The organism is Massilimicrobiota sp. An80 (assembly GCF_002159255.1).
Classification (GTDB): domain Bacteria; phylum Bacillota_I; class Bacilli_A; order Erysipelotrichales; family Coprobacillaceae; genus Allocoprobacillus; species Allocoprobacillus merdigallinarum.
Genome location: NZ_NFHI01000023.1, coordinates 1 through 22,365 on the forward strand (window position 1 = coordinate 1; position 22,365 = coordinate 22,365).

General features: G+C 31.5%; 20 protein-coding genes and 1 rRNA gene. 2 read left to right on the forward strand and 19 right to left on the reverse strand.

From position 1 onward, the window contains the following. Together B5G32_RS07600 and dtd are read right to left on the reverse strand one after the other, a co-directional pair. Window positions 1-70: ribosomal RNA gene (locus B5G32_RS07600) — 16S ribosomal RNA — on the reverse strand; the annotation flags it as partial. A 265-nt stretch (window positions 71-335) separates the two neighbouring features. Next, entirely contained in the window at window positions 336-788 is a 453-nt protein-coding gene (gene dtd, locus B5G32_RS07605) for a D-aminoacyl-tRNA deacylase (protein WP_087936323.1), read from the reverse strand. A 218-nt stretch (window positions 789-1,006) separates the two neighbouring features. Here dtd and B5G32_RS07610 point away from each other — a divergent pair, with 218 nt between their 5' ends. Next, complete coding sequence (locus B5G32_RS07610; RefSeq protein WP_087298166.1) at window positions 1,007-2,266, forward strand: replication-associated recombination protein A; 1,260 nt, start codon at window positions 1,007-1,009, stop codon at window positions 2,264-2,266. Between the two features lie 52 nt (window positions 2,267-2,318). On the opposite strand, the gene B5G32_RS07615 is transcribed toward B5G32_RS07610, so the two are convergent. Genes B5G32_RS07615 through B5G32_RS07645 form a run of 8 tightly spaced genes read right to left on the reverse strand, consistent with a single transcriptional unit; the run spans window position 2,319 to window position 11,079 of the window. Beyond that, on the reverse strand, window positions 2,319-3,431 hold the full coding sequence (locus B5G32_RS07615) for a phosphotransferase enzyme family protein (RefSeq protein WP_239386223.1): 1,113 nt from the start codon (window positions 3,429-3,431) through the stop codon (window positions 2,319-2,321). Continuing rightward, the gene (locus B5G32_RS07620; RefSeq protein WP_087305322.1) at window positions 3,421-4,347 is read right to left on the reverse strand and encodes a nucleotidyltransferase family protein; all 927 of its coding nucleotides are present in this window, start codon (window positions 4,345-4,347) and stop codon (window positions 3,421-3,423) included. The genes B5G32_RS07615 and B5G32_RS07620 overlap by 11 nt, the downstream gene beginning before the upstream one ends. Window positions 4,348-4,363: 16 nt before the next feature. Beyond that, on the reverse strand, window positions 4,364-6,517 hold the full coding sequence (gene gnpA / locus B5G32_RS07625; protein WP_087244216.1) for a 1,3-beta-galactosyl-N-acetylhexosamine phosphorylase: 2,154 nt from the start codon (window positions 6,515-6,517) through the stop codon (window positions 4,364-4,366). Further along, on the reverse strand, window positions 6,514-7,644 hold the full coding sequence (locus B5G32_RS07630; protein WP_087305324.1) for an ABC transporter ATP-binding protein: 1,131 nt from the start codon (window positions 7,642-7,644) through the stop codon (window positions 6,514-6,516). Before B5G32_RS07630 ends, gnpA begins: the two co-directional genes overlap by 4 nt. A 10-nt stretch (window positions 7,645-7,654) precedes the next feature. Next, entirely contained in the window at window positions 7,655-7,822 is a 168-nt protein-coding gene (locus tag B5G32_RS13950) for a DUF6903 family protein (RefSeq protein WP_164483503.1), read from the reverse strand. Between the two features lie 12 nt (window positions 7,823-7,834). Next, window positions 7,835-8,707, reverse strand: coding sequence for a carbohydrate ABC transporter permease (locus B5G32_RS07635; protein ID WP_087244214.1), 873 nt, complete (start codon window positions 8,705-8,707; stop codon window positions 7,835-7,837). Between the two features lie 12 nt (window positions 8,708-8,719). After that, window positions 8,720-9,616, reverse strand: a complete 897-nt coding sequence (locus tag B5G32_RS07640; protein WP_087936325.1) for a carbohydrate ABC transporter permease — start codon at window positions 9,614-9,616, stop codon at window positions 8,720-8,722. Between the two features lie 59 nt (window positions 9,617-9,675). Then, a complete protein-coding gene (locus tag B5G32_RS07645; protein ID WP_087244212.1) occupies window positions 9,676-11,079 on the reverse strand; it encodes a carbohydrate ABC transporter substrate-binding protein in 1,404 nt (467 codons plus the stop codon). Window positions 11,080-11,232: 153 nt separating this feature from the next. Between B5G32_RS07645 and B5G32_RS07650 the strand changes: the two genes are divergently transcribed. Next, entirely contained in the window at window positions 11,233-12,117 is an 885-nt protein-coding gene (locus tag B5G32_RS07650; RefSeq protein ID WP_087936326.1) for an AraC family transcriptional regulator, read from the forward strand. A gap of 207 nt (window positions 12,118-12,324) precedes the next feature. Here B5G32_RS07650 and miaA read toward each other — a convergent pair whose 3' ends face one another. From miaA to B5G32_RS07695, 9 genes are all read right to left on the reverse strand, one after another. Further along, window positions 12,325-13,248 (reverse strand): tRNA (adenosine(37)-N6)-dimethylallyltransferase MiaA, encoded by a 924-nt coding sequence (miaA, locus tag B5G32_RS07655; RefSeq protein WP_087305464.1) that lies wholly within the window; start codon window positions 13,246-13,248, stop codon window positions 12,325-12,327. Continuing rightward, complete coding sequence (locus B5G32_RS07660) at window positions 13,241-13,600, reverse strand: phage holin family protein (protein ID WP_087244209.1); 360 nt, start codon at window positions 13,598-13,600, stop codon at window positions 13,241-13,243. The genes miaA and B5G32_RS07660 overlap by 8 nt, the downstream gene beginning before the upstream one ends. After that, the gene (mutL, locus tag B5G32_RS07665; protein WP_087936327.1) at window positions 13,600-15,414 is read right to left on the reverse strand and encodes a DNA mismatch repair endonuclease MutL; all 1,815 of its coding nucleotides are present in this window, start codon (window positions 15,412-15,414) and stop codon (window positions 13,600-13,602) included. The genes B5G32_RS07660 and mutL overlap by 1 nt, the downstream gene beginning before the upstream one ends. A gap of 12 nt (window positions 15,415-15,426) precedes the next feature. Continuing rightward, on the reverse strand, window positions 15,427-17,916 hold the full coding sequence (gene mutS, locus B5G32_RS07670) for a DNA mismatch repair protein MutS (protein WP_087936328.1): 2,490 nt from the start codon (window positions 17,914-17,916) through the stop codon (window positions 15,427-15,429). 96 nt (window positions 17,917-18,012) lie between these two features. Then, complete coding sequence (gene cotE / locus B5G32_RS07675) at window positions 18,013-18,519, reverse strand: outer spore coat protein CotE (RefSeq protein ID WP_087305469.1); 507 nt, start codon at window positions 18,517-18,519, stop codon at window positions 18,013-18,015. A 146-nt stretch (window positions 18,520-18,665) separates the two neighbouring features. Further along, window positions 18,666-20,174, reverse strand: a complete 1,509-nt coding sequence (locus B5G32_RS07680; RefSeq protein WP_087244205.1) for an IMP dehydrogenase — start codon at window positions 20,172-20,174, stop codon at window positions 18,666-18,668. Between the two features lie 66 nt (window positions 20,175-20,240). Then, window positions 20,241-20,585: a YlbF/YmcA family competence regulator gene (locus tag B5G32_RS07685; RefSeq protein WP_087244204.1), complete on the reverse strand. Its 345-nt coding sequence runs from the start codon at window positions 20,583-20,585 to the stop codon at window positions 20,241-20,243. Further along, the gene (miaB, locus tag B5G32_RS07690; protein WP_087244203.1) at window positions 20,569-22,011 is read right to left on the reverse strand and encodes a tRNA (N6-isopentenyl adenosine(37)-C2)-methylthiotransferase MiaB; all 1,443 of its coding nucleotides are present in this window, start codon (window positions 22,009-22,011) and stop codon (window positions 20,569-20,571) included. The genes B5G32_RS07685 and miaB overlap by 17 nt, the downstream gene beginning before the upstream one ends. 81 nt (window positions 22,012-22,092) lie before the next feature. Continuing rightward, the gene (locus B5G32_RS07695; RefSeq protein ID WP_087244202.1) at window positions 22,093-22,338 is read right to left on the reverse strand and encodes a hypothetical protein; all 246 of its coding nucleotides are present in this window, start codon (window positions 22,336-22,338) and stop codon (window positions 22,093-22,095) included. Between the last annotated feature and the right edge of the window lie 27 nt (window positions 22,339-22,365).

Consider the following 22,365-nt stretch of genomic DNA (forward strand, 5'->3'; position numbering starts at 1 on the left):
TGCGTCCGACTTGCATGTATTAGGCACGCCGCCAGCGTTCATCCTGAGCCAGGATCAAACTCTCCATTGTCCTTTTCTATCTTCAGACAATTTCATGTCTTCTTGACTCTTTCTTTTTTTCTATATTTATTGACGTGTTTACTGTTCAGTTTTCAATGTCCCTGTGCCCTCTCGTCGAGTGCTCATCTATAATACCATCTATCCCTTACCTTTGCAAGTCTTTTTTTTACTTTTTTTCGTTTTTTTGTTTTTTGATGGTTTAATCATCACTTTTTTCTTAGAAAATAAACGTCTTTTCCTTTAAAACATTCAATTTTCTTATTTATAATATAAATTTACTTACAAATTTCCTGACTATCTAAAATAATTGTTACTGGTCCATCATTAATAAGCGAAACTTTCATATCAGCCCCAAATACACCTGTCTGCAACTCAATCCCGTGTTCTTTAATCTTTTCATTAAAATAATCATACAATGGTATAGCATATTCAGGTTTTGCAGCATGAATAAAACTAGGTCTTCTTCCCTTTTTACAATCCGCATACAATGTAAACTGAGAAATAGATAAAATACTCCCATAAACATCTTGCAAAGATAGATTCATTTTCCCATTTTCATCTTCAAAAACGCGTAAGCCAAGCATCTTATCAACAATCTTATCGACAATTTCTTTTGTATCATCTTGACAAAAACCTACCAAAACCATAAATCCTTTTTGTATTTGTCCATATACACTCCCATCAATTGTAACACTGCTTTCTTTAACTCTTTGAACGACAACTTTCATTATATCCTCCATTTTCCTGTATCTCCATTAATGAGATACAAACCCTATAATCAAAACCCAATTTTGCATTAATTCAAATCAATTGAGTACATTTCTCTATAAAATATTTTTATTGTCAATATCCACAACAAATTTCATTTTCGCATTTTTCACCTATCCTTATACCTTGAAAAATGCTATAATCATTATATCAAAATCATAGAAAAAGGAAAGATTTTATGGCAACAACTTTAGCACATCGTATGCGTCCAACATCTTTAAAAGATGTTCTTGGTCAAAAACATATAGTCGGAGAAAATGCTTTATTTTCTCAATTTGTTAAAAAGAAACATCCTATGTCGACTATTCTTTATGGTCCACCTGGATGCGGAAAGACAACAATTGCATCAGCTCTAGCTAACGATTTAAATATTCCATATCGCCTTTTTAATGCTTCCACTGGAAACAAAAAAGAAATGGATATAATCATTGAAGAAGCAAAACTTTCCGGTGAACTCTTTGTCATTATTGATGAAGTTCATCGTCTTAATAAAGATAAACAAGATCACCTTTTACCCCATATTGAAAATGGATTACTTATTATTGCTGGATGTACAACAGCAAATCCATATCATTCTATCAATCCTGCCATTCGTTCGCGTTGTCAGATAGTAGAAGTTAAACCTTTAAGTCAAGACGATATTATTCTTGGATTAAACCGTGCTTTAACTGCAGAAAATGGTTTGAATAATGCATATCAAGTTGAAGATGGTGTCTTATCATATATTGCTCAATTAAGTAGTGGTGATATTCGTTATGCTTATAACTGCTTAGAAATCAGCACCATTCTTTCTGAGGATTCACTTATTACTTTAGATACTGTTCAAAAATCTTTATTTAAGGCTAATGCTCAATTTGATAAAGATGAAGATCAATATTATGATACATTAAGTGGTTTACAAAAATCTATACGTGGTAGTGACCCTAATGGTGCAATGTACTATCTAGGAAAATTAATAGAAGCTGGTGACATAGAATCTTTAGAAAGAAGAGTTATTACAACAGCATATGAGGATATAGGTTTAGCTAATCCAAATGCCTGCATGCGTACCGTCATCGCTTTTCAGGCAGCTAAAGTTATTGGCTTCCCTGAAGCACGCATTCCTATCGCAAGCGCTATTATTGATTTATGCCTATCACCAAAATCGAAGTCATCTGAAGCGGCTATTGATGCTGCTTTAGCATCTTTAGCTAAACATCCTTATCCAGCACCAAACTATTTACGATTAACACCTGTAGGACTTGAAGAAGATGAAAAATATAATTATAATCGTCCTGAACTTTGGGAATATATTCAATATCTTCCTGACCCAATCAAAAAAGAACAATTTTATATTCCATGGATGACAAGTTCTTATGAAAAAGCACTTGCTGAAAACTATCGTCGTATACTTAAGCACGGAAGAACTCATCACCTTAAAGAACTTAACAAAAAATAAAAACATCTATCGTTTTATCATCAATCAAAACAATAGATGTTTTTTTATTTTCTTAATTTGTATACTTTGCTACTATTTCATTCATCTGATCCCATTTCTTTTCCATATCTGACACCAGTTTTAATTGAGTACGACAACGAACTAAATTATGTGTTGGATATTGAATCTTAAAATAAGTATCACCTTGCAAATAGTCAGTCAAAAAGCGCATTCCACATTCAAATGTCATCACTTTTGCCCCAATAGGAAGAGCTTTAATTTCAGATAATGTTAATTTCCCTTGACACCCTTCAAGAAATCCTTTTGTATATACTTCAAATAAATGCATGTCACACTCAACTTTTGATAAATCTTTTTCATCTTCTAAAGCAGTGCTTGCACCAAAACGAATAGAATCTCCAAAATCATTAACAACCAACCCAGGCATCACTGTATCTAAATCAATTATACAAATGCCCTCATGTGTCTTATCATCAATCAAAATATTATTTAATTTTGTATCATTATGAGTTACACGTAATGGAAGTTCCCCGTTTTCTTGCATTTCTGTTAATATATTTGCTATATCTTCTCTTTGTAAAATAAATTGAATCTCATCTTGCACATCTTTTGCACGATGCATTTTATCTTCTTCTACTGCTGTTTTAAACACTTCAAATCTAGCTTTTGTATTATGAAAATCAGCAATTGTTTCATGTAAAGTGCTCGCAGGATAATCACTCAGTAAGTTTTGAAACTTTCCAAAAGCTAAACCACTTTGATAAAAGTCTTCTTCTGTTCTGACTTCATCATAACCCGTTGCCCCAACAATAAAATGATAGGCACGCCAGTAATCGCCATCACTATCTTTACAATAAGGTTTTCCATCTTTTGCCAAAATAACAGTAAGTGTTTCTCTTTCTGGATCTCCACCATTCTCAATAATTTTTTTTCTTAAAAACGCTGTAACATTTAAAATATTTTCCATTAATTGTTCAGGATTTATAAAAATTTTTGTATTCATGCGTTGTAAAATAACAGGAACAATGCCCATATGTTTTATTTTAAATTTAACTAAATAAGTATCATTAATATGTCCACTACCAAATGGTTCTATTGTAAATAATTCGCCTGAAAAATCAAATTGATTTATGACTTCTTTTACTTTCAAATGATTATTCATCATAAATACCCCACAACTTTTGAGGATATAAGCCCTGCTTTTTCATACGTTGAATCGCTTCTTCCACAACTGGCTTATCAGCTTTATATGTGACACCATACCATTTAGCAGGTGATTTTAAAACTTGTACAGTTGCCTTTTTTTCCTGCAATAATCTACTCACAACATCAGGAATAAAATATTCACATTTCAATGGGTTATCTTTTAAATTCTGATCTAAAAATGTTGGAAATCCCTGAGCAATTTCTTCAATGATTTTTTGACTAAATCCCCATAAATTCATAGAAACAATTGTTCCTTTAGGCACTGCAAACCATTGGTCATCCTCCTGATACATTGCACCATTTAAATCAGCTTTAATTTTTGTGCGCTCAGTAATGCTACATAAATAATTTTGTTCATCAACTTCACAAATTCCTCGTGCTACTGTTCCATTTTCAGTCAGCGTATTTTCAATACAGTAACCTACCATAGCCAAACGATACAATTCATCGTCTTGATGACCAGCCAAATAATTATAAATCATTTGAAAAGATTCAAAGCCATAGTAATCATCCGCATTGATCACTGCAAAAGGTCCATGAATCCATTGACGACAACAATAAAGTGCATGTGCTGTTCCCCATGGTTTATAACGTCCATCAGGCACCTGATACCCTTCTGGCAAATCATCAATCTGTTGAAAAGCATAATGAACATGCATTATATTTTCTATACGTTTACCAATCGTATTTTTGAAAATGTCTTCATTTTCTTTTTTAATGACAAAAACAACTGTATCAAATCCTGCTCTTTTGGCATCAAAAAGAGAAAAGTCAATAATAATATGTCCATCTTGGTCAACAGGATCTATTTGTTTCAATCCACCATATCTACTTCCCAATCCTGCAGCCATAATGACAAGAACTGGTTTTTCCATGTATTATTCTCCTCTCTTAAATTTCTACCCATCTTAATTCCATTGGTTCTAAATCTAATGTTTCTACTTTTTCACCATGAATATATAAATCCGTTGATAGTGAATCTGTTGTATTGTTAATAACAGCTATTTTTCCTACTTTTTCAAAAGCAGCGACTTCTGTATTCACATTACTTACATAAAATTTCTTCATTTCACTCTCTTTACCAGCAGCCCAATAAATAGCACGTAATAATAAACGACAATTTTGTGGTGAATAAGGCAATCCAGCAAAATAGACACTTCGTCCTTTTCCGTAAATATTAGTAACGAGCTGTGCATAACCATGATGTTGACTCAAAATTTGATAATTTTCACCATGAGCATAAATTCCATCCATTCCTTCTCCAAAATCAATTTCTTCATCAATATCTTCTAATAGGAAATGATTTGAATTCACTTGATTATATTTGTCATGACTCAAAGTAAAACCAACTTCTTTATCAACACCTAAAACATCACTCAATTGGAAAAATTGTCCCTGATATTGATAAGCTGTTGGATCACCGACACCGATAAATCCACCACCTTGATCTACCCATTTTCTAATACGTGTAACAACTTCTTCATCAATCCAGTTCTCAGCTCCTGACCATGAAGTATATTGTGCTCCTGCATTAATAATAACTTTATATTGATCTAATGCACCCTTTTTTACATCTTCAAAATTAATAAATTCAATATCAATTGGCATACCACTTAAACATTCAATAATTCCTACATAAGAATAAATTTCTCGATACCAAATTGAGTGATGAACTTGATTATTCATCCATTTTCTACATGCTCCCCAGCAATTTAAAATAGCGACCTTAAATGGAGATACATATGCTTGAGTTCCCTGAATAGTCTGATGAATTTCTCTAAATTCATCTACAACATGTTTAATTGTATCAATAAATCCAGGCCATTCTAACGCCAGCTTTAAATATCCTCCATAACCAATACGATCTAATGGACTACGTAAAATAGCACGACGTGCTTTCAGCCAATTATTATGAGCTTCTCCAATAGGATCGCCACCTTCACAGAAAACATCTGGGAAAAAGTATGGAAGTAAACGTCCTTCAGTGTATTTAACACCTTTAATATCCGAAATCATCCTCATCGTTACTCCATCACCTACAGAGCCTACAACAGCATCAAGTCCTATTGATTCAAAATAAGGACCATATGGTTCTGTCCCAATCCAATGATCTCCTAAAAACATCATAGCTTCTTTTCCATAACTATGAACAATATCTACAAGTTCTTTAGCCAGTTGACAAACTTCCTGCTGTTGAAACTCAATAAAATCCTTAAATTCTTTTGATGGAACTCTAAACAATGAATTATGATATCCCTGATCAACAATAAATTCAGGTCTAAATTTATACCCTGCCCATTTTTCAAATTTTCTTAAAATATAAGGTGAAACACTAGCACTATACCCAAACCATTCAACAAATTTTTCTCTTTTTTGTTCATCAAAAGTTAAAGTAAATTGATGGAAAAAAGTTGTAAAACGAATAACATCAACTTGAGGATGATCTTCACAGAATTTTTTCAATTTCTCTTTTACATATTTTTGTGTTTTCGGTTGTCTCACATCATATGTCAATTGATGTGGGGCATCTTTCCAGTCATTTGTTATAAAATTATACATATGAACAGGATCCCAAATTAAAAATGCTAAAAAACTGACTGTATATACATGATATGGGATTGTTTGTATTGTAACAGTTCCTTGATCTTGATCGTATTCCCAACAATCAGGTGAAACAACTTCTCCTGTCGTACGATCAATAACTTCCCACCAAACTTTTGGGTCATCAATAAAATTAGGCTTTAACTGTTCAGTATGGAATCCTTTCATTAAAGTAATTGTTAAAGATGACTGTTTTGCTGTATAACGATCTGTTATAAGATACTCTTGTTGAATTTCTTCAGGATTCGCAAGTGCCCATTCATTATCTTTTCTTGTTGTATAATAAGTAGCATAAACCTTTGCATCCATATCCAACAATTCTTGTGGCATTTGCGTTCCATCACAATCTCTAATTGCATCAGCTCCTAGACTTTCTTTAAGTGCTATTGTTTCATCAATAACATCTAAATCAGTAGGGAGTGTAAGTCGTCCATAATTTTTCATGATTCTTTTTCTCCATTTTCTAATATATTTAATTCACTCTCTTTATCAAAGAAATGTGCTTTATTCATCAAATATGTAAATGATCCCTGATCCCCAGTTCTTAAAGCGGTACTTCCAAAAACTTTCACCACAAATGGCTGATTATCTTTTGTCATATGAATATAGCTTTCTGCACCCATTAATTCTACAACATCTATTTCACTTTGAAATGATGATTCAGGATGTGACATGATATAATGAGGATGTGTTGATATATCTTCTGGACGAATGCCCATTGTGACAACCTTACCTATATATCCTTTTTCTTTTAATATTGTTCCTTTATCTTCAGGAATTTCCAAACTGATATCTGAAAGTTCAATATACATTTTGCCTTCTCTTTCAACGATTTTTCCATCTCTAAAATTCATTTGCGGACTTCCAATAAATCCAGCTACAAATTTATTAATTGGATGTTCATATAAAAATGTTGGGGCAGCAACCTGCTGAATGCGACCATCTTTCATAACAACAATTCTTGTTCCCATTGTCATCGCTTCAGTTTGATCATGTGTGACATAAATAAAAGTTGTTCCTAATTGTTGATAAATTTTTAAAATTTCAACTCTCATCTGTACTCTTAATTTTGCATCAAGATTGCTTAATGGTTCATCCATTAAAAAGACTTTTGGTTCACGAACAATTGCTCTTCCCAATGCTACACGCTGTCTTTGTCCACCAGATAATGCTTTTGGTTTTCGATCTAGATATTGTTCGATATCAATCGCTTTTGCTACTGCTCTTACACGTCTATCTATTTCATCCTTAGGAACTTTTGCAATTTTTAATCCAAATGCTATATTATCATAAACAGTCATATGAGGGTATAATGCATAAGACTGAAACACCATTGCTATATCACGATTTTTAGGTGCTACATCATTCATCAATTGACCATCAATATAAAGTTCTCCAGAAGAAATATCTTCTAATCCTGCAATCATTCTTAATGTTGTAGATTTTCCACATCCAGATGGTCCTACAAAAACAATAAATTCTTTATCGGCAATATCTAAGTTAAAATCAAAAACCGCCTGTACCTGATTATCATATATTTTATCAATATGTTTTAAAGATAGTGTTGCCATATAATTCCTCCTACTTATATTTTTTATTGTACATATACAGCAAGATCAATAGTCCTGCTAAACCAATCAACTCTAAAACTAAACCTGTATATCCCACCAGACTTTGACCATAACAGACTAAAACAAAGGAAACAACAAAACAAACAATTGCGATAATATTTTTTGTTATTTGACTCATACTTTCACACCTCTAATCTTTTAATCCGCCAAGCGTCATACCTTGCGTTAATTTCTTTTGAACTAAGATATATAATATTAATGTAGGCAACATGACAATCACAAGACCCGCATATAATTGTCCATAATTGGCAGCCGCCATCTGTCCTTTAGATAAAGTGACTAAACCTACTGGTAAAGTTTTTGAAGCCCCAGGCATTAATGTTAAAGCGATGATATATTCATTCCAAAAAGCTAAAAAGTTAAATAGAATAACAGTAATAATACTTGGTTTAGCCATTGGAGCCATAACTTTAATTAAAGTTTTAAAATAACCACATCCATCAATAAATGCTGCTTCTTCATAAGCTTTTGGTAATGTTTTAAAATAACCACTTAATAAATAGATAGTAAATGGTAAAGCTGTAGAAGCATAAACAACTGCTAAAACAAATATGTTATCCAAAAAGAAAGTTTGACCAAATAAATTATAAATCACATCATCCCAATCTAATAACATCAAGAAAATAGGCACCACAATATAGTTAACATTAATAAAAAGTCCTGCCATAAATAAAGTATTAATAATTTTCTTACCAGCAAAGTCAAATCTTGCTAGAACATAAGAAGCCGGTAAAGCAATGATAACCAGTAAAATTAAACCTAATGCTGTTACGATCACAGAATTCAATAAATATTCAGCCATATGTGCTTTTTCAAAAGCATCAATAAAGTTTTGAAAATAAAAACTCATTGGTAACGTCCATGGACTCCCTTGAAACTCTGCATTTGTTTTTAATGAAGAAACAAACACCCAGGCAACAGGAACAATAATAGAAATAGCCAAAGAAATCAATGCTACATAGACAAATATTTTATATAACTTTTCTGTACTCATTTTTTTCATATGTCTACCTCCCTAGTATTCCAATTCATCACGTTCAGTTATCTTATTAATCGTAGCACTTAATAAGAAAGAAAATAAGAATGTTATAGCCCCAATGGCCATACCATATCCATAACTTGCATTATTGTATGCTTGATCGTAAAGATAGAATAATAAAACACGACTTGCTCCATCTGGTCCTCCAGTTGTCATAACTTGCACAAGTAAAAAACTCAAGTTAATTGTACTAATAACGAAAAATGTTAATGTTGTACGAATATTTGTCCAAATCAAAGGAAGCGTAATCATAAAGAATTGTTTGATTTTACCACATCCATCCAATTCAGCAGCTTCATAATAATGGGCTGGAATGGATGACATACTTGCCATATACATAACCATATAATAACCTATAGCCTGCCATATTAAAGCAAAAGCAATGGAATACATAACAATAGACTGATTACCTAAAAATTGGACACCAATCCAACCATCTCCATGAAACAGACTCAGAAAGCTATTCAATAATCCATTTGTTGAAGGGTCATAGATAGCACTAAAAATGGCCCCAATAACGACAATAGATAATATATTAGGAATATAGAAAATAATCCTAAAGAAATTCTGACCTTTCAATTTCTCTCTTACCAAAATGGCAGCAAATAAAATGGCTAAAGCAAGAGTAAAAACTGTCACAACGACAATGACAAATATTGTATTTTGGAACGCACGAATAAAATTCATATCTTGAAATAAAATGACAAAATTATTAATTCCGACAAATTCTTTGATGTCTGAAAATCCACCCCATTTTAATGTTGACATTAAAAAGACATTGATTGTAGGATAAATCATAAATATAGCAAATAAAATAACTGCTGGAGCAAGACATAAAATCACAAAACGTCTTTTTTCCTTAGTTTTATTCATAAAATACCTCCTTTAAAAGGTAGGCGATTTTCCCAACGCCTACCTTCTATATTTTTTGACTATTTGTCTGCTTTTGCATTTGCTTCTGCGATTTTTGCAACTGCATCAACAGATTCTTGATACCATTGATCAACAGATTTATCTCCGTTCATTACAGAGTTAACTGATCCAAATAAAATACCAGTTTCACCTGTTAAAGTCACACCTTCAACAGCTTCAGCAGCCATGAATGTTGCACTATTTGTTTTTATACCTTTTTCAGATAATGTATACATAAATGTATCTGATTCAGCTACTCTCTTTTCAGAACCTTTAATAGGAATTAAATATCCTGCTTTATAAACTTCTTTACCATCATCATTCTTTTTCATTGCTTCTTCATCTAAAGCACCATATTTATAGAATAAGTCTGCTGCTTCATCACTATAACAATAAGCTAAGAATTGTAATGCAAGATCTTTGTTTTCAGCTTTTTCAGGAACATACATTTGTTCAACAAAGTTTGTTGAATAAGAATCTCCACCAGCTTTAGCAGCTGGAATTCCAGTCATACCCCATTCGAAACCTTCAGGTGTCGTTGCTGCCATTTCACCAGGTAACCAAGTTCCATTAGGAATAAATAATGCATCTCCATCAATAACGGCTTGTTGATTTTTAACAAAATTATCACCATTAGCATTTGCTACTGTTGTAGGTAATGTATAATCTTTTAATTTTCCAACAATTTCAAATGCTTCTTTAACTTCAGGAAGTTTCCATGCTTCTGTATCATAAGCAATTAATTTAGCATAAACTTCAGGACCAGCAGTTGCATTTAATAAAGAAGTAAAGAACGCATCAAAATATCCAGCAGTTGGATAAGTAAATAAGTAAATTCCTTCTTTCTTTGCTTTTTCTCCTAATTCAAACATTCCATCCCAATCAGTTGGTACTTCCCAACCTTTTTCTTTAAATAATCCAGCATTATAAAATAATCCACAAGGTGCATTATTAAGTGGTGCTAAACGTAAAGTTCCATCACCATAAGGATCAGCAGTTGCTCCTTCAACAAATGATGTTAAAACTTTATCTTTCACTTTCACGTCTTCACCTGGAACTGTTTCATCCAATAACGCAGAAATATCAGCAATTTGTTTTTCTTTAATAAGTGTATCAGTTAATCCCCCAGTTGCTCCAACACTTAAGTAAATAATATCAGGAACATCTTTTCCAGAAGTCATTTTTGGTCTTAAAACATCACTAATTTTTTTATCAAATGTAGATTCTACTTTAACACCTGTTTTTTCTTCAAACTTTTTAATAACTTCTTCCCAACCTTTTGTTCCATAACCACCATCTAATCCGGCGATTTTTAAAGTTTTACTTTCATTACTAGATGTACTACTATTATTACTGCAGCCTGTAATTAATGTCGCACACATTAATAATGAAAGACCTAAAGATAACATTCTTTTCATTTTCATCTGTTATTTTCCTCCTCCATGATATCTTTCTAATAACAATATATATAAATGTAAGCGTTTTATCTATATCGAAATTGTTTATTTTTTTATATATCTTGCTATTATTTAAAAATGCGATATAATTAAAAAGGAAGCTAAAGAGAGGAATATAATATGAGCAGTAATCGTATCAATATCGTTGATGATCAATTTTTTGACCATAAATCACAATTAATGTATATTTCGCATTCTAAATACGGAAGTGATTGGAAATCTTTAAAACATTTTCACCCTTTTACAGAAATTTTTTTTGTTTTGAATGGAAGAGGCAAATTCACTGTTGAAAATAAAACCTTTCCCATTAAAGAAAATGATCTCATTGTTGTTTCTCCTAATGTGTACCATTATGAGAATTCGCAAGAAGATAAACCTTTGGAATATGTTGTATTAGGTGTAAAAGACTTATTATTTCAAATAGATGAAATCAATCCACATTTTATTTATCAAAACTTTAATAAGGATAGTGGTGATATTCGTTATTATTTTTCGCATCTATTAGTTGAAAGTAAAAATAAAGAAATAGGATATGATACTGTCTGTCAAAAACTATTAGAACTTTTATTACTTAAAATCATTAGAAAGCTCAACATTCAACTTCAGTCGCATCAATCTTCATTACCTATAAGACGTGAAATAAAAATGATTTGTCAATATATTGATCAAAATTATGCAAATAATATAACACTTGAATCTCTTGCTCAATATATGAAAATGAATAAATATTACATGTCTCATGAGTTTAAAAAATACATGCATATTTCACCTATTCAATATCTTATTGAACGACGCATTAAAGAATGTCAATCACTTTTAAGAACATCCAGTCTATCTATCTCAGAAATATCTGAAGCAGTTGGATTTTCTTCTCAATCTTATTTTGCGCAAATTTTTAAAAAAACTCTTGGTTTAACACCTCTACAATATCGCCAATCAAATACAAACGATGAAATATTGCATCAAAATGATCATGATAACTTTCTTATTCAATCCATTGAATAAAAGCATAAAACCTTATCATCAACAATCCTATATCAAATACAAACTTAACAATGTACAATTTTATTCTCATAAAATTGTACATTTTTTATCATTTTCATTTTTCAAAAACAAAGAAACTCTATCATATGATAGATTTCATGTTTTAAAAAGTTATCTATCAATGCTTACTTTTTCCTTATATCATATTTATCATATAAAAAGATGGACTCATACAAGAGTCCATTTATTGATTTGTTCACACACTGATTGAATCGTATGATCAAAACAATCTAAATCCACATCATACCAGTGAACAGGAAATTGGTTTCTAAACCATGTATATTGCCTTTTGGCATATTGTCGTGAATGTTTTTTGATATTTTCATACACTTCCTCACGACTAATCAATTGATCAAAATAATCAAACCATTCTTTATATCCAATACCTTTCATACTTTGATTTTCCCTTGTCAATCCAGTTTGATATAATTGATAAACTTCCTGTTCTAATCCTTGTTGCTTCATAGATTCAACACGTTGATTAATTCTTTCATATAGGCTTTCTCTTTCCATAGTCAAGCCAACAAAATAGGCATCATATAAACAAATATGTTGTTGAGCATCAATAATTTCACTTTTTCTTTGACCAGTCTGCTCATATATTTCAATAGCACGTAAAACACGTTGACGATTATGTGGATGAAGCTCCATAGCACTCTTAGGATCTATTGATTTTAAATATTCATAGAGTTCTTCGTGACTATAATGAGCATATTTTTTTCTAAAGAATTCATGATGGTCTTCTGTATCATTAAAAGTATAATCATATAAGGCCGCTTTAATATAAAGACCAGTCCCCCCAACAATAATAGGCATTTTTCCTCTTTGGACAATTTCATCAATCGTTTTTCTAACCTGAGTTTGAAAATCTTTCACACTATAATAAGCATCCGGCTCTAACATATCAATACAATGATGAACAATTCCCTGCATTTCTTCATGAGTCACTTTAGCCGTACCAATATCCATTCCTTTATAGATTTGCATGGAATCTCCACTAATCACTTCACCATTGAAATATTTTGCTAAAGCAACTCCCATTCTTGTTTTTCCTACACCTGTTGGTCCTACAACAACAATCACTTTATTCATTGATTTTACCAATTCCCAGTAAACTATATAAAATAGAGATAATAACCGATATAATAATTGTGAGACCAAAAGAAGGAATATAAAAATCTGGAGCCAAAATCATTTCAGCTATTTCTAATACAAAACCATTAATAATCAACTGAAACAATCCTAAAGTTAATAATGTGATAGGAAAAGCTATAAAAGTTAATAGAGGTTTAATAAACGTATTTAACAAAGCTAAAACAATAGCAATCAAACAAGCAACACCAAAGTTTTTCACATACACTTCTGGAAATAGATAGGTTGTAAGCATAATAACAGCACCACCTAAAAGAAATTCTAAGACTAAACGAAAAATACTTTTACGCATTAAACCACCCTCTTAAATAATTTTTCTAATTCATAACTACTGTAAAAAATAATTGTTGGTCTACCATGTGGACAAACATATGGATTATCACATCGCATAAGATTATCAAAAATAGTCTGCATATCCGCTTGTGATAAATACGTATTCGCTTTTAATGATGCTTTACAGCTAAGTGTTGCAATCGCATGATCTTGCAAGGCAACAACATCTAAATGATTTTTATGCAAAACTTCTTGAATCATTTCATCTACAAATACATTCTCATCAATTTTTTTCATCCACAGTGGTAAACTTCTTACAATATAACCATGTTGCCCAAATACTTCTAAATGAATACCTACTTTTTCTAGCATCTCTTTTCTTTCTTCTAAAATAAGAAATTCACTCATTGGATATTCAAATTGTAATGGAACAATCAATGGTTGCATTGTCAAATCAAGATTGGCAAATTTATCTTTATAATATTCATAATTAATTCTTTCCTGAGCAGCATGCTGATCAACCAGATACATTCCTTTTTCATTTTCACCAACCAAATAAGTTCCATGAATCTGTACTTTCGCATATATTTTTTCCTTTATAGGTTTTATTTTTTCTTCCTTCATCACAGGTTGTGGATTTTCAGGTATGATAACATCCTGTTGTACCTCTTGACTTTGATATGTCAAAACAGGTTCTTCAACACTATGATTGTCTTTTAAAACAGCTGACTGAGTCCATAAAGGTGTTTCTTGAATTGGCGGTTCTTCTGAAATTGACAATGTCATTTGATCTAATTGTGGTTTGAAAGTTTCTCGTTCTGTTTGCTTATTTTTAGCTTCATATGTTAAATCGACCTGTCTCAATGTTTCACTGACACCATTATAAATTAAATCTCTTAATTCATATTCTTTAGAAAAACGAACTTCTAATTTAGATGGATGAACATTGACATCAACCAAATAAGGATCAACTTCAATATTGACAACAGCAATAGGGTAACGATTATCAGCCAAATAAGAACGATAGGCATTATTAATAGCATCTATACTCATGACATTTTTAACATAACGATGATTAACCAAAGTAATAATATTAGCTTTAGATGCACGTGATGTATCTATTTTACTGATATATCCATCTATTTGAAATTCATCAGTCTGCAGATGCAATGGCAACATATTTTTAGCTGTTGCAATTCCATACATATTAGCAATGACCTCTAAGAGCTGTCCTTTTCCATTCGTTTGAAAAATAGCCTTATCATTATGATAAAGATGAAAAGCTATTTGAGGATAAGCCAATGCCATACGTTCTACATATTGATGAATAGCCGCAAATTCACTGTTAACAGATTTTAAATATTTTAATCTGGCAGGAACATTTTGAAAGAGTTTCGTAACAGTGATTTGTGTCCCTTTAGGCAAGTCGCAAACTTCCTCTTGCTGATACTTACCAAATTCATAAACAATAGATGTTCCCTGCAAGCCCGTTGAAGTTCTTAAATCAAAGCGACTGACTGAGGCGATAGAAGGAATAGCTTCTCCTCTAAAACCTAATGTCATAATATTGAATAAATCTCGATCATCCTTAATTTTACTTGTCGCATGCCTAGAAAAACACAAACGTGCATCCACTGCTTCCATGCCTTCTCCGTTATCACAAACTTTTATTTTTTGCATACCACCATCTTCAATGAATATATCAATTTTTGAAGCACCGGCATCAATACTATTTTCAACCAGTTCTTTGACGACACTTGATGGTCTTTCTACAACTTCCCCAGCCGCAATTTTATTAGAAAGAATATCATCTAATTGTCTGATTTTCCCCATTTTCTCACCTCACTATAATAATTTTTTTAATTCAATTAATGTACTTAAAGCATCTAATGGAGATAATGACATTGGATCAATACGTTCTAAAGCTTTTTCCACTGCACTTTCTTTTGTAATCATTTGAGGTTCTTGTTTTTCACTAATAACTTTTTCAATATTATTATTTTCTAAAGATTCTAAAATCACTTGAGAGCGTTGGATAACTTCTTCTGGTAACTTCGCTAATTGAGCAACATTAATACCATAAGAACGATGACTTTTCCCTGGTTTAATCTTATAAAGGAAAACAATATGATCATCTTCTATTGAAGCACTGGCATGTACATTTTGAATATGGAAAGATGCATCCATCATTGTCAGTTCATGATAATGTGTTGAAAACAGAGTTATACATTGTATAGATGTTGCAATGTATTCAATAATGGATTGGGCAATGGCCATACCATCAAAAGTTGCTGTCCCACGACCAATTTCATCAAAAATAATTAATGAATCTTTGGTTGCATAACGTAAAGCATTATTTGCTTCAAGCATTTCTACCATGAAAGTTGATTGTCCAGAAATCAAATCATCACTAGCACCAATACGGGTAAAAATTTGATCAAAGATAGGCATATTCGCTTCATCTGCTGGAACAAAAGAACCAATTTGTGCCATAATCACACTTAATGCAATTTGTCGCATATACGTAGATTTACCACCCATATTAGGTCCTGTAATCAATAGAATAGATTGATCTTCAGGAATATGAATATCATTAGGTACATAGTTTTGTCGAGAGATAACTTGTTCTATCACTGCATGTCTGCCATTGATAATATTTAAAGTATGATTTTGATTAAAAGTTGGTCTGACATATCCATATGCACTTGCTTTTGAGGCCAAGGATTGATAGACATCAATTTGTGCAATTACTGCGGCAACATCTTGGATCAAATGGACATCTTTTTTAATATATTCTCGCATTTGTACAAAAATTTCATATTCTAGCGCAACAATTTTATCATTAGCACTTAAAATCTTAGCTTCCATTTCTTTAAGCTCTGGTGTCACAAAACGTTCAGCATTAGAAATACTTTGTTTACGTGTATATTCAAACTCATCTTTAATCATTGGTAAATAACTTTTTGTGACTTCAATATAATAACCAAAAACACGATTATAACCTATTTTTAAGCCTTTGATGCCTGTTTTTTCTCTTTCTTTAGCTTCAAATTCACTTAACCATTGTTTTCCATTTTCACGAATATATCTCAATTCATCTAATTCCTGATTATAACCTGAGCGAATCAATCCACCTTCTTTTAATGTCAATGGAGGATTATCAATAATGGCCTCATCAATGGTCTGGGTTAAATGTGATAAATCTATGAGTTGATTCGCCAATTCATGCGTATAAGGATGATCTAATGATAAAAGCTGATGCTTCAATTCTGGGATCACCTTTAAAGAAGAAGCAATCCATTTTAGATCTCTGGCGTTAACATTTCCAAAAGCAATACGTCCAGCTAATTTCTCCAAATCATATACATCATTAATAATATCTTTAATAGTTTCACGTTCAATGAAATTATCAATCAATATTTCAATGATATCCATACGTTTTTCAATTTTTTCCTGATTAACCAACGGTCTTTCAATCCACTGTCTTAATAAACGACCACCCATTGCTGATTTTGTATCATCTAATAACCATTGCAAAGTCCCATAACTTTCATTATTTAAATTCTTTATTAATTCTAATGACTTCTTTGTATAAGAATCCATATAAATATAATCTTCAGTTTTTACTTCCTGAATTTTTTGTATATGTTCTAACTCTCTTTTTTGAGTATCCAACATATAATTTAATAATAAAGAACATATTTTGATTTGTTTGAGATCAGTTATTGAATCAAAGATTTTTTTATAGTTTTCATTAAATTTATCATTATCAAAATGTGAAATAAATAAACCATCCATTGTCCAATCATCTTGAACAACAATTTCTTTCAACCCTAAAGAATCAATATAGTTTTTAAGAACATGTTCCTTTTTATCAATATTGACAACATAGAATTCACCTGTTGAAATATCGCAATAAGCCAAAGTATAGTTAAAATCAAAAATACCTAAAGCCCCAATATAATTATTTCTTTTTTCATTTAAAGACGTATCCATAATCGTTCCAGGAGTAATAATTTGAACAACGCCACGTTTGACAATACCTTTTTTTCCAGGTTCAGATAATTGTTCTACAATTGCTACTTTATGTCCTAAATCAATAAGTTTTTGAATATAGCCACTGACTGAGTGAAAAGGAACTCCACACATAGGAACTCTTTCTTTAACCCCAGCATTTTTTCCAGTCAAAGCTAAATCCAATGCTTTAGATACAACAATAGCATCATCAAAAAACATTTCATAGAAATCACCTAAACGAAACATCACTATAGCATCTTGATTTTGTTCTTTAATTTCCAAGTATTGCATCATCATTGGTGAATATTTTTGCTTCATAATATTCCTCCTTTATAACTTCCACATTATAGCATATTTTGTAAAATAAAGAAAAGATTCCATACAAAAAAAAGATGCAAAAAGCATCTTCCTATACTAGCCCTTAATAAAATGCGGATTGATTTCAATATCTTCTAAATCATCCCAAATTTCTTCTTCATCTTTCACTTCTACTTTAATACATGTTTCTCCACTAATTTCAATTTGCATTTCTTTTTCAATTTCAATTGTCACTTCTTTTGATGCATGCGTAGCCGATAAACATTTTGGCTTTTCTAAACATCTCCCTTTGACCTGATCACTATTTTCAAATTCACGATCTTCCTTTTTAGTAACCTGCATGTCGTCAATATAAGTGACCTGATGTTTTTCTACAATTGAATCCATTTCATCACGATAACTGTACCAGATGTGAATATCAAAAGTACCAACAATTTTAGGAATCTTATTTTTAATAGCGGCTTCATAGTGATGATTAGTAATCCAGCACCCCAGTATATCATCAGGTAAATGACTCAAAGTAAAATTGTAAGTATTCCTAGATAATTTTTTGCCTTTAGCCACAATCGCTTTTGTATAGATCTCTCTAATATTATGACTCATAAACCCACCTCTATATACTATATGATAAATCTCCTTAATTACCACAATTTTTTAATATATTCATCAAATATTAACCAGTGAGTTCGTGAATTCCCTTAATCAATAATCATAAACATGATAAAAAAAGATACTTCAAATGAAGTATCTTATTGATTATGTGATGGTGTTGAATCTTTCAACACAACATCATGTGCTCCACCTTCAACAATACTTGTTGAAGAAACGAGAGTGATTTTGGCTTTTTCCTGTAATTCAGGAATTGTTAAAGCACCACAGTTACACATAGTTGATTTAATTTTGGCAAGTGTTAAACCAACATTATCTTTTAATGGACCTGCATATGGTACATAAGAATCAACACCTTCTTCAAATGAAAGTTTAGCATCTCCACCTAAATCATAACGTTGCCAGTTACGTGCACGAGCGCTTCCTTCACCCCAGTATTCTTTCATATACTGTCCATTGATATTGACTTTATTTGTAGGTGATTCATCAAAACGAGAGAAATATCTTCCTAACATGATAAAATCTGATCCCATTGCTAAAGCTAATGTCATATGATAGTCATGAACAATTCCACCATCACTACAGATAGGAACATAAATTCCAGTTTCTTTAAAATATTCATCTCTAGCTTTAGCAACTTCAATAGTTGCAGTTGCTTGTCCTCTACCAATTCCTTTTTGTTCACGTGTAATACAAATAGAACCTCCACCGATTCCAACTTTAACGAAATCAGCACCACATTCAGCTAAAAATCTAAATCCTTCAGCATCAACAACATTTCCAGCACCAACTTTTACACTATCACCATAATGTTCTCTGATCCATTCAATTGTTAATTTTTGCCATTCACTGAATCCTTCACTAGAATCAATACATAATACATCTGCTCCAGCTTCTACTAACGCAGGAACACGTGTTGCATAATCTCTTGTATTGATACCTGCACCAACAACATATCTCTTAGATGCATCTAATAATTCATTAGGATTAGATTTTCTTGATTCATAATCTTTTCTAAATACAAAATATTCTAATTTCTGATTATCATCAATAATTGGTAAAGCATTCAACTTATTATCCCAGATAATATCATTAGCTTCTTTCAATGAAACACCACTTTTAGCAGTAATCAATTTATCAAATGGTGTCATAAACTCAGATACTTTTGTATCTAAAGACATACGTGAAATACGATAATCTCTTCCTGTTACAATTCCAACTAATTTTCCATTTTGTGTTCCATCTTCAGTCACAGCCATAGTTGAATGTCCAGTTTTTTCTTTTAACGCAATAACATCCTTTAAAGTCTGATCAGGAGCAATATTTGAATCACTTGGAACAAATCCAGCTTTATAATTTTTCACTTTTCTAACCATTTCAGCCTGTGCTTCAACAGTTTGTGATCCATATATAAATGAAACTCCACCTTCTCTTGCTAAAGCAATAGCCATTGTATCATTAGATACAGATTGCATGATTGCTGATACAAGTGGGATGTTTAACGATAATGCAGGTTCTTCACCTTTTTTAAATTTAACTAATGGTGTTTTTAAACTGACATTTTTTGGTTGACACTGAGCACTTGAGTATCCTGGTACCAATAAATATTCATTAAAAGTATGTGATGGTTCTTCAAAAAAATATGCCATAATCTCTCTCCTTTTTTCTTATATTGTCATTTATTGAAGAAATTATATAGATTTTTCATGATTTCGTCAACTCTTTTTCTTCAATTCCAGATTAATATCATTTTGAATCTGATTTAATAATGCATTCACTTCTTCTTTTAACACTAAATAATTATATACTAATGGATTTTCATCAAACGATTTTTTCTTTTTTTGATAAGCTTGAATTAAACTTTCACAGTCGTTATTCAAATGTTTAGCTTTTACAATAGCCTGCTGCATTTGTTTTAACTCCTTCTCCAAAGCTTTCAACACTTCATCATTTTGTATCTTCTTTTCATATCTTTGATATTCTTTGACAATATCCTGATTTAAAATCCATTGATTCAAAGCTTCAGCCTTTTCTTGAACTTGTTTATTCAACTTCTTCACCTTTCAATGCCCATGTTTTGACTTCTGTGACTCTAACAGGAACTATTTGACCAATATGTTCAGGATTTCCTTTAAAATTAATAAGTTTTTGATGTTTTGTATATCCTGTTAACATTTCATTATCTTTTTTAGATGTTCCTTCTACGAGAACTTCTACAACCTGATTTAGAAATTTTTGATTTTGTTTAAGTGCTTTTTCATTCACCAAATCATTGAGACGATATAGACGTTGTTCTTTTGTATGAATGTCAATATCATCCTCCATCTTCGCCGCTGGTGTTCCCGCACGAGGTGAATAAATAAATGTATATGCTAAATCATATTCACAATATTCATATAAAGATAATGTATCTTCAAACTGTTCATCTGTTTCTCCTGGGAATCCTACAATAACATCAGTTGTGATAGTACAATCAGGAATCTTTGATTTAATCTTATCAAATAATTTTAAATAATCCTCTCTTGTATATCTTCTTCCCATACGTTTTAAAACTTCACTATTTCCTGATTGAACAGGTAAGTGAATCGCTGGCATAATGTTATCATATTGAGCAATAACATCAATCATTTCATCACTGAAATCCCATGGATGACTAGTTGTAAAACGTATACGTGGAATGCCAGTTTTAGCTACATCTTCTAACAATGAAGCAAAGTTATAATTATCTTGAAAATCCTTACCATAAGAATTCACATTTTGGCCTAATAATGTAATCTCCTGATATCCCTGCTCTTTTAATTCTAAAACTTCTTGAAGAATTTCTTCTTTTAGACGTGATCTTTCTTTACCACGTGTGTAAGGCACAATACAATATGTACAAAACTTATTACATCCATACATAATATTAACCCAAGCTTTATAAGGATGCGCACGATGACTTGGTAGATTTTCAATGACATCCCCTTCTTTAGACCAGACTTCCAAAACCATTTCTTTATCTAACATAGCTTGTTTTAATAAAACAGGCAAACGATGGATATTATGTGTTCCAAAAATCAAATCTACTTGTGGATGTTTTTCTAAAATCTTATTAACAACAACTTCTTCTTGAGCCATACATCCACAAATTCCAAAGATAATATTAGGATTTGTTCTTTTGACTTTTTTAAGATATCCAATTTTTCCAAAAACCTTTTCTTCAGCATTTTCTCTTATTGCACAAGTATTCAGTAAAACAACCTGTGCATCTTTAATTTCATCAGTTGCACTGTATCCTAAACTTTCTAAAATACCTGCTAGTGTTTCACTATCACGTTCATTAGCTTGGCAACCATATGTCTGAATAAAGTATTTCTGTCCTTTTCCAATACCAACCATATCTGCTGGTATTTCATAAGCATCTTTAATATGATGTATTTCATCTTTTCCTCTATGTTTAGCATCTTTTAAAGATGGACCTTTAAAATATTGACTATAATCTTTCATTTTCTCACCACTTTCTGCTTTATTATACCAAATAAATCAAAATAAGAAAGAAAAAAATAAGGACGTTGTCCTTATTTTTCATTAACCAAAGAATCCATCTGGCTGAATTGAGAAATATAAGATTCCACCTTCTGGTGTTTTCTTAAATAAACCTTTGCAATATGAAGCAGCTTCATCAGGGCTTAATTCTGTTTCACATTCAATTTCAGCTTTAATTCCTGTTTTCTTTATAAATTTACATTTAACTTTATCATCTTCATACCCATCAAAGAAATCAATTAATTTTTGAACTTGAGCAGTAGACATTAATAATTTACATTTTGCCATAATATTTCCTCCTTATTATCACATTTC

Excerpts from the sequence above, each read along its gene's own strand:
- dtd (WP_087936323.1), bottom strand. The coding sequence starts at position 788 with ATGAAAGTTGTCGTTCAAAGAGTTAAAGAAAGCAGTGTTACAATTGAT.
- B5G32_RS07610 (WP_087298166.1), top strand. The coding sequence starts at position 1,007 with ATGGCAACAACTTTAGCACATCGTATGCGTCCAACATCTTTAAAAGAT.
- B5G32_RS07615 (WP_239386223.1), bottom strand. The coding sequence starts at position 3,431 with ATGATGAATAATCATTTGAAAGTAAAAGAAGTCATAAATCAATTTGAT.
- B5G32_RS07620 (WP_087305322.1), bottom strand. The coding sequence starts at position 4,347 with ATGGAAAAACCAGTTCTTGTCATTATGGCTGCAGGATTGGGAAGTAGA.
- gnpA (WP_087244216.1), bottom strand. The coding sequence starts at position 6,517 with ATGAAAAATTATGGACGACTTACACTCCCTACTGATTTAGATGTTATT.
- B5G32_RS07630 (WP_087305324.1), bottom strand. The coding sequence starts at position 7,644 with ATGGCAACACTATCTTTAAAACATATTGATAAAATATATGATAATCAG.
- B5G32_RS13950 (WP_164483503.1), bottom strand. The coding sequence starts at position 7,822 with ATGAGTCAAATAACAAAAAATATTATCGCAATTGTTTGTTTTGTTGTT.
- B5G32_RS07635 (WP_087244214.1), bottom strand. The coding sequence starts at position 8,707 with ATGAAAAAAATGAGTACAGAAAAGTTATATAAAATATTTGTCTATGTA.
- B5G32_RS07640 (WP_087936325.1), bottom strand. The coding sequence starts at position 9,616 with ATGAATAAAACTAAGGAAAAAAGACGTTTTGTGATTTTATGTCTTGCT.
- B5G32_RS07645 (WP_087244212.1), bottom strand. The coding sequence starts at position 11,079 with ATGAAAATGAAAAGAATGTTATCTTTAGGTCTTTCATTATTAATGTGT.
- B5G32_RS07650 (WP_087936326.1), top strand. The coding sequence starts at position 11,233 with ATGAGCAGTAATCGTATCAATATCGTTGATGATCAATTTTTTGACCAT.
- miaA (WP_087305464.1), bottom strand. The coding sequence starts at position 13,248 with ATGAATAAAGTGATTGTTGTTGTAGGACCAACAGGTGTAGGAAAAACA.
- B5G32_RS07660 (WP_087244209.1), bottom strand. The coding sequence starts at position 13,600 with ATGCGTAAAAGTATTTTTCGTTTAGTCTTAGAATTTCTTTTAGGTGGT.
- mutL (WP_087936327.1), bottom strand. The coding sequence starts at position 15,414 with ATGGGGAAAATCAGACAATTAGATGATATTCTTTCTAATAAAATTGCG.
- mutS (WP_087936328.1), bottom strand. The coding sequence starts at position 17,916 with ATGAAGCAAAAATATTCACCAATGATGATGCAATACTTGGAAATTAAA.
- cotE (WP_087305469.1), bottom strand. The coding sequence starts at position 18,519 with ATGAGTCATAATATTAGAGAGATCTATACAAAAGCGATTGTGGCTAAA.
- B5G32_RS07680 (WP_087244205.1), bottom strand. The coding sequence starts at position 20,174 with ATGGCATATTTTTTTGAAGAACCATCACATACTTTTAATGAATATTTA.
- miaB (WP_087244203.1), bottom strand. The coding sequence starts at position 22,011 with ATGAAAGATTATAGTCAATATTTTAAAGGTCCATCTTTAAAAGATGCT.
- B5G32_RS07695 (WP_087244202.1), bottom strand. The coding sequence starts at position 22,338 with ATGGCAAAATGTAAATTATTAATGTCTACTGCTCAAGTTCAAAAATTA.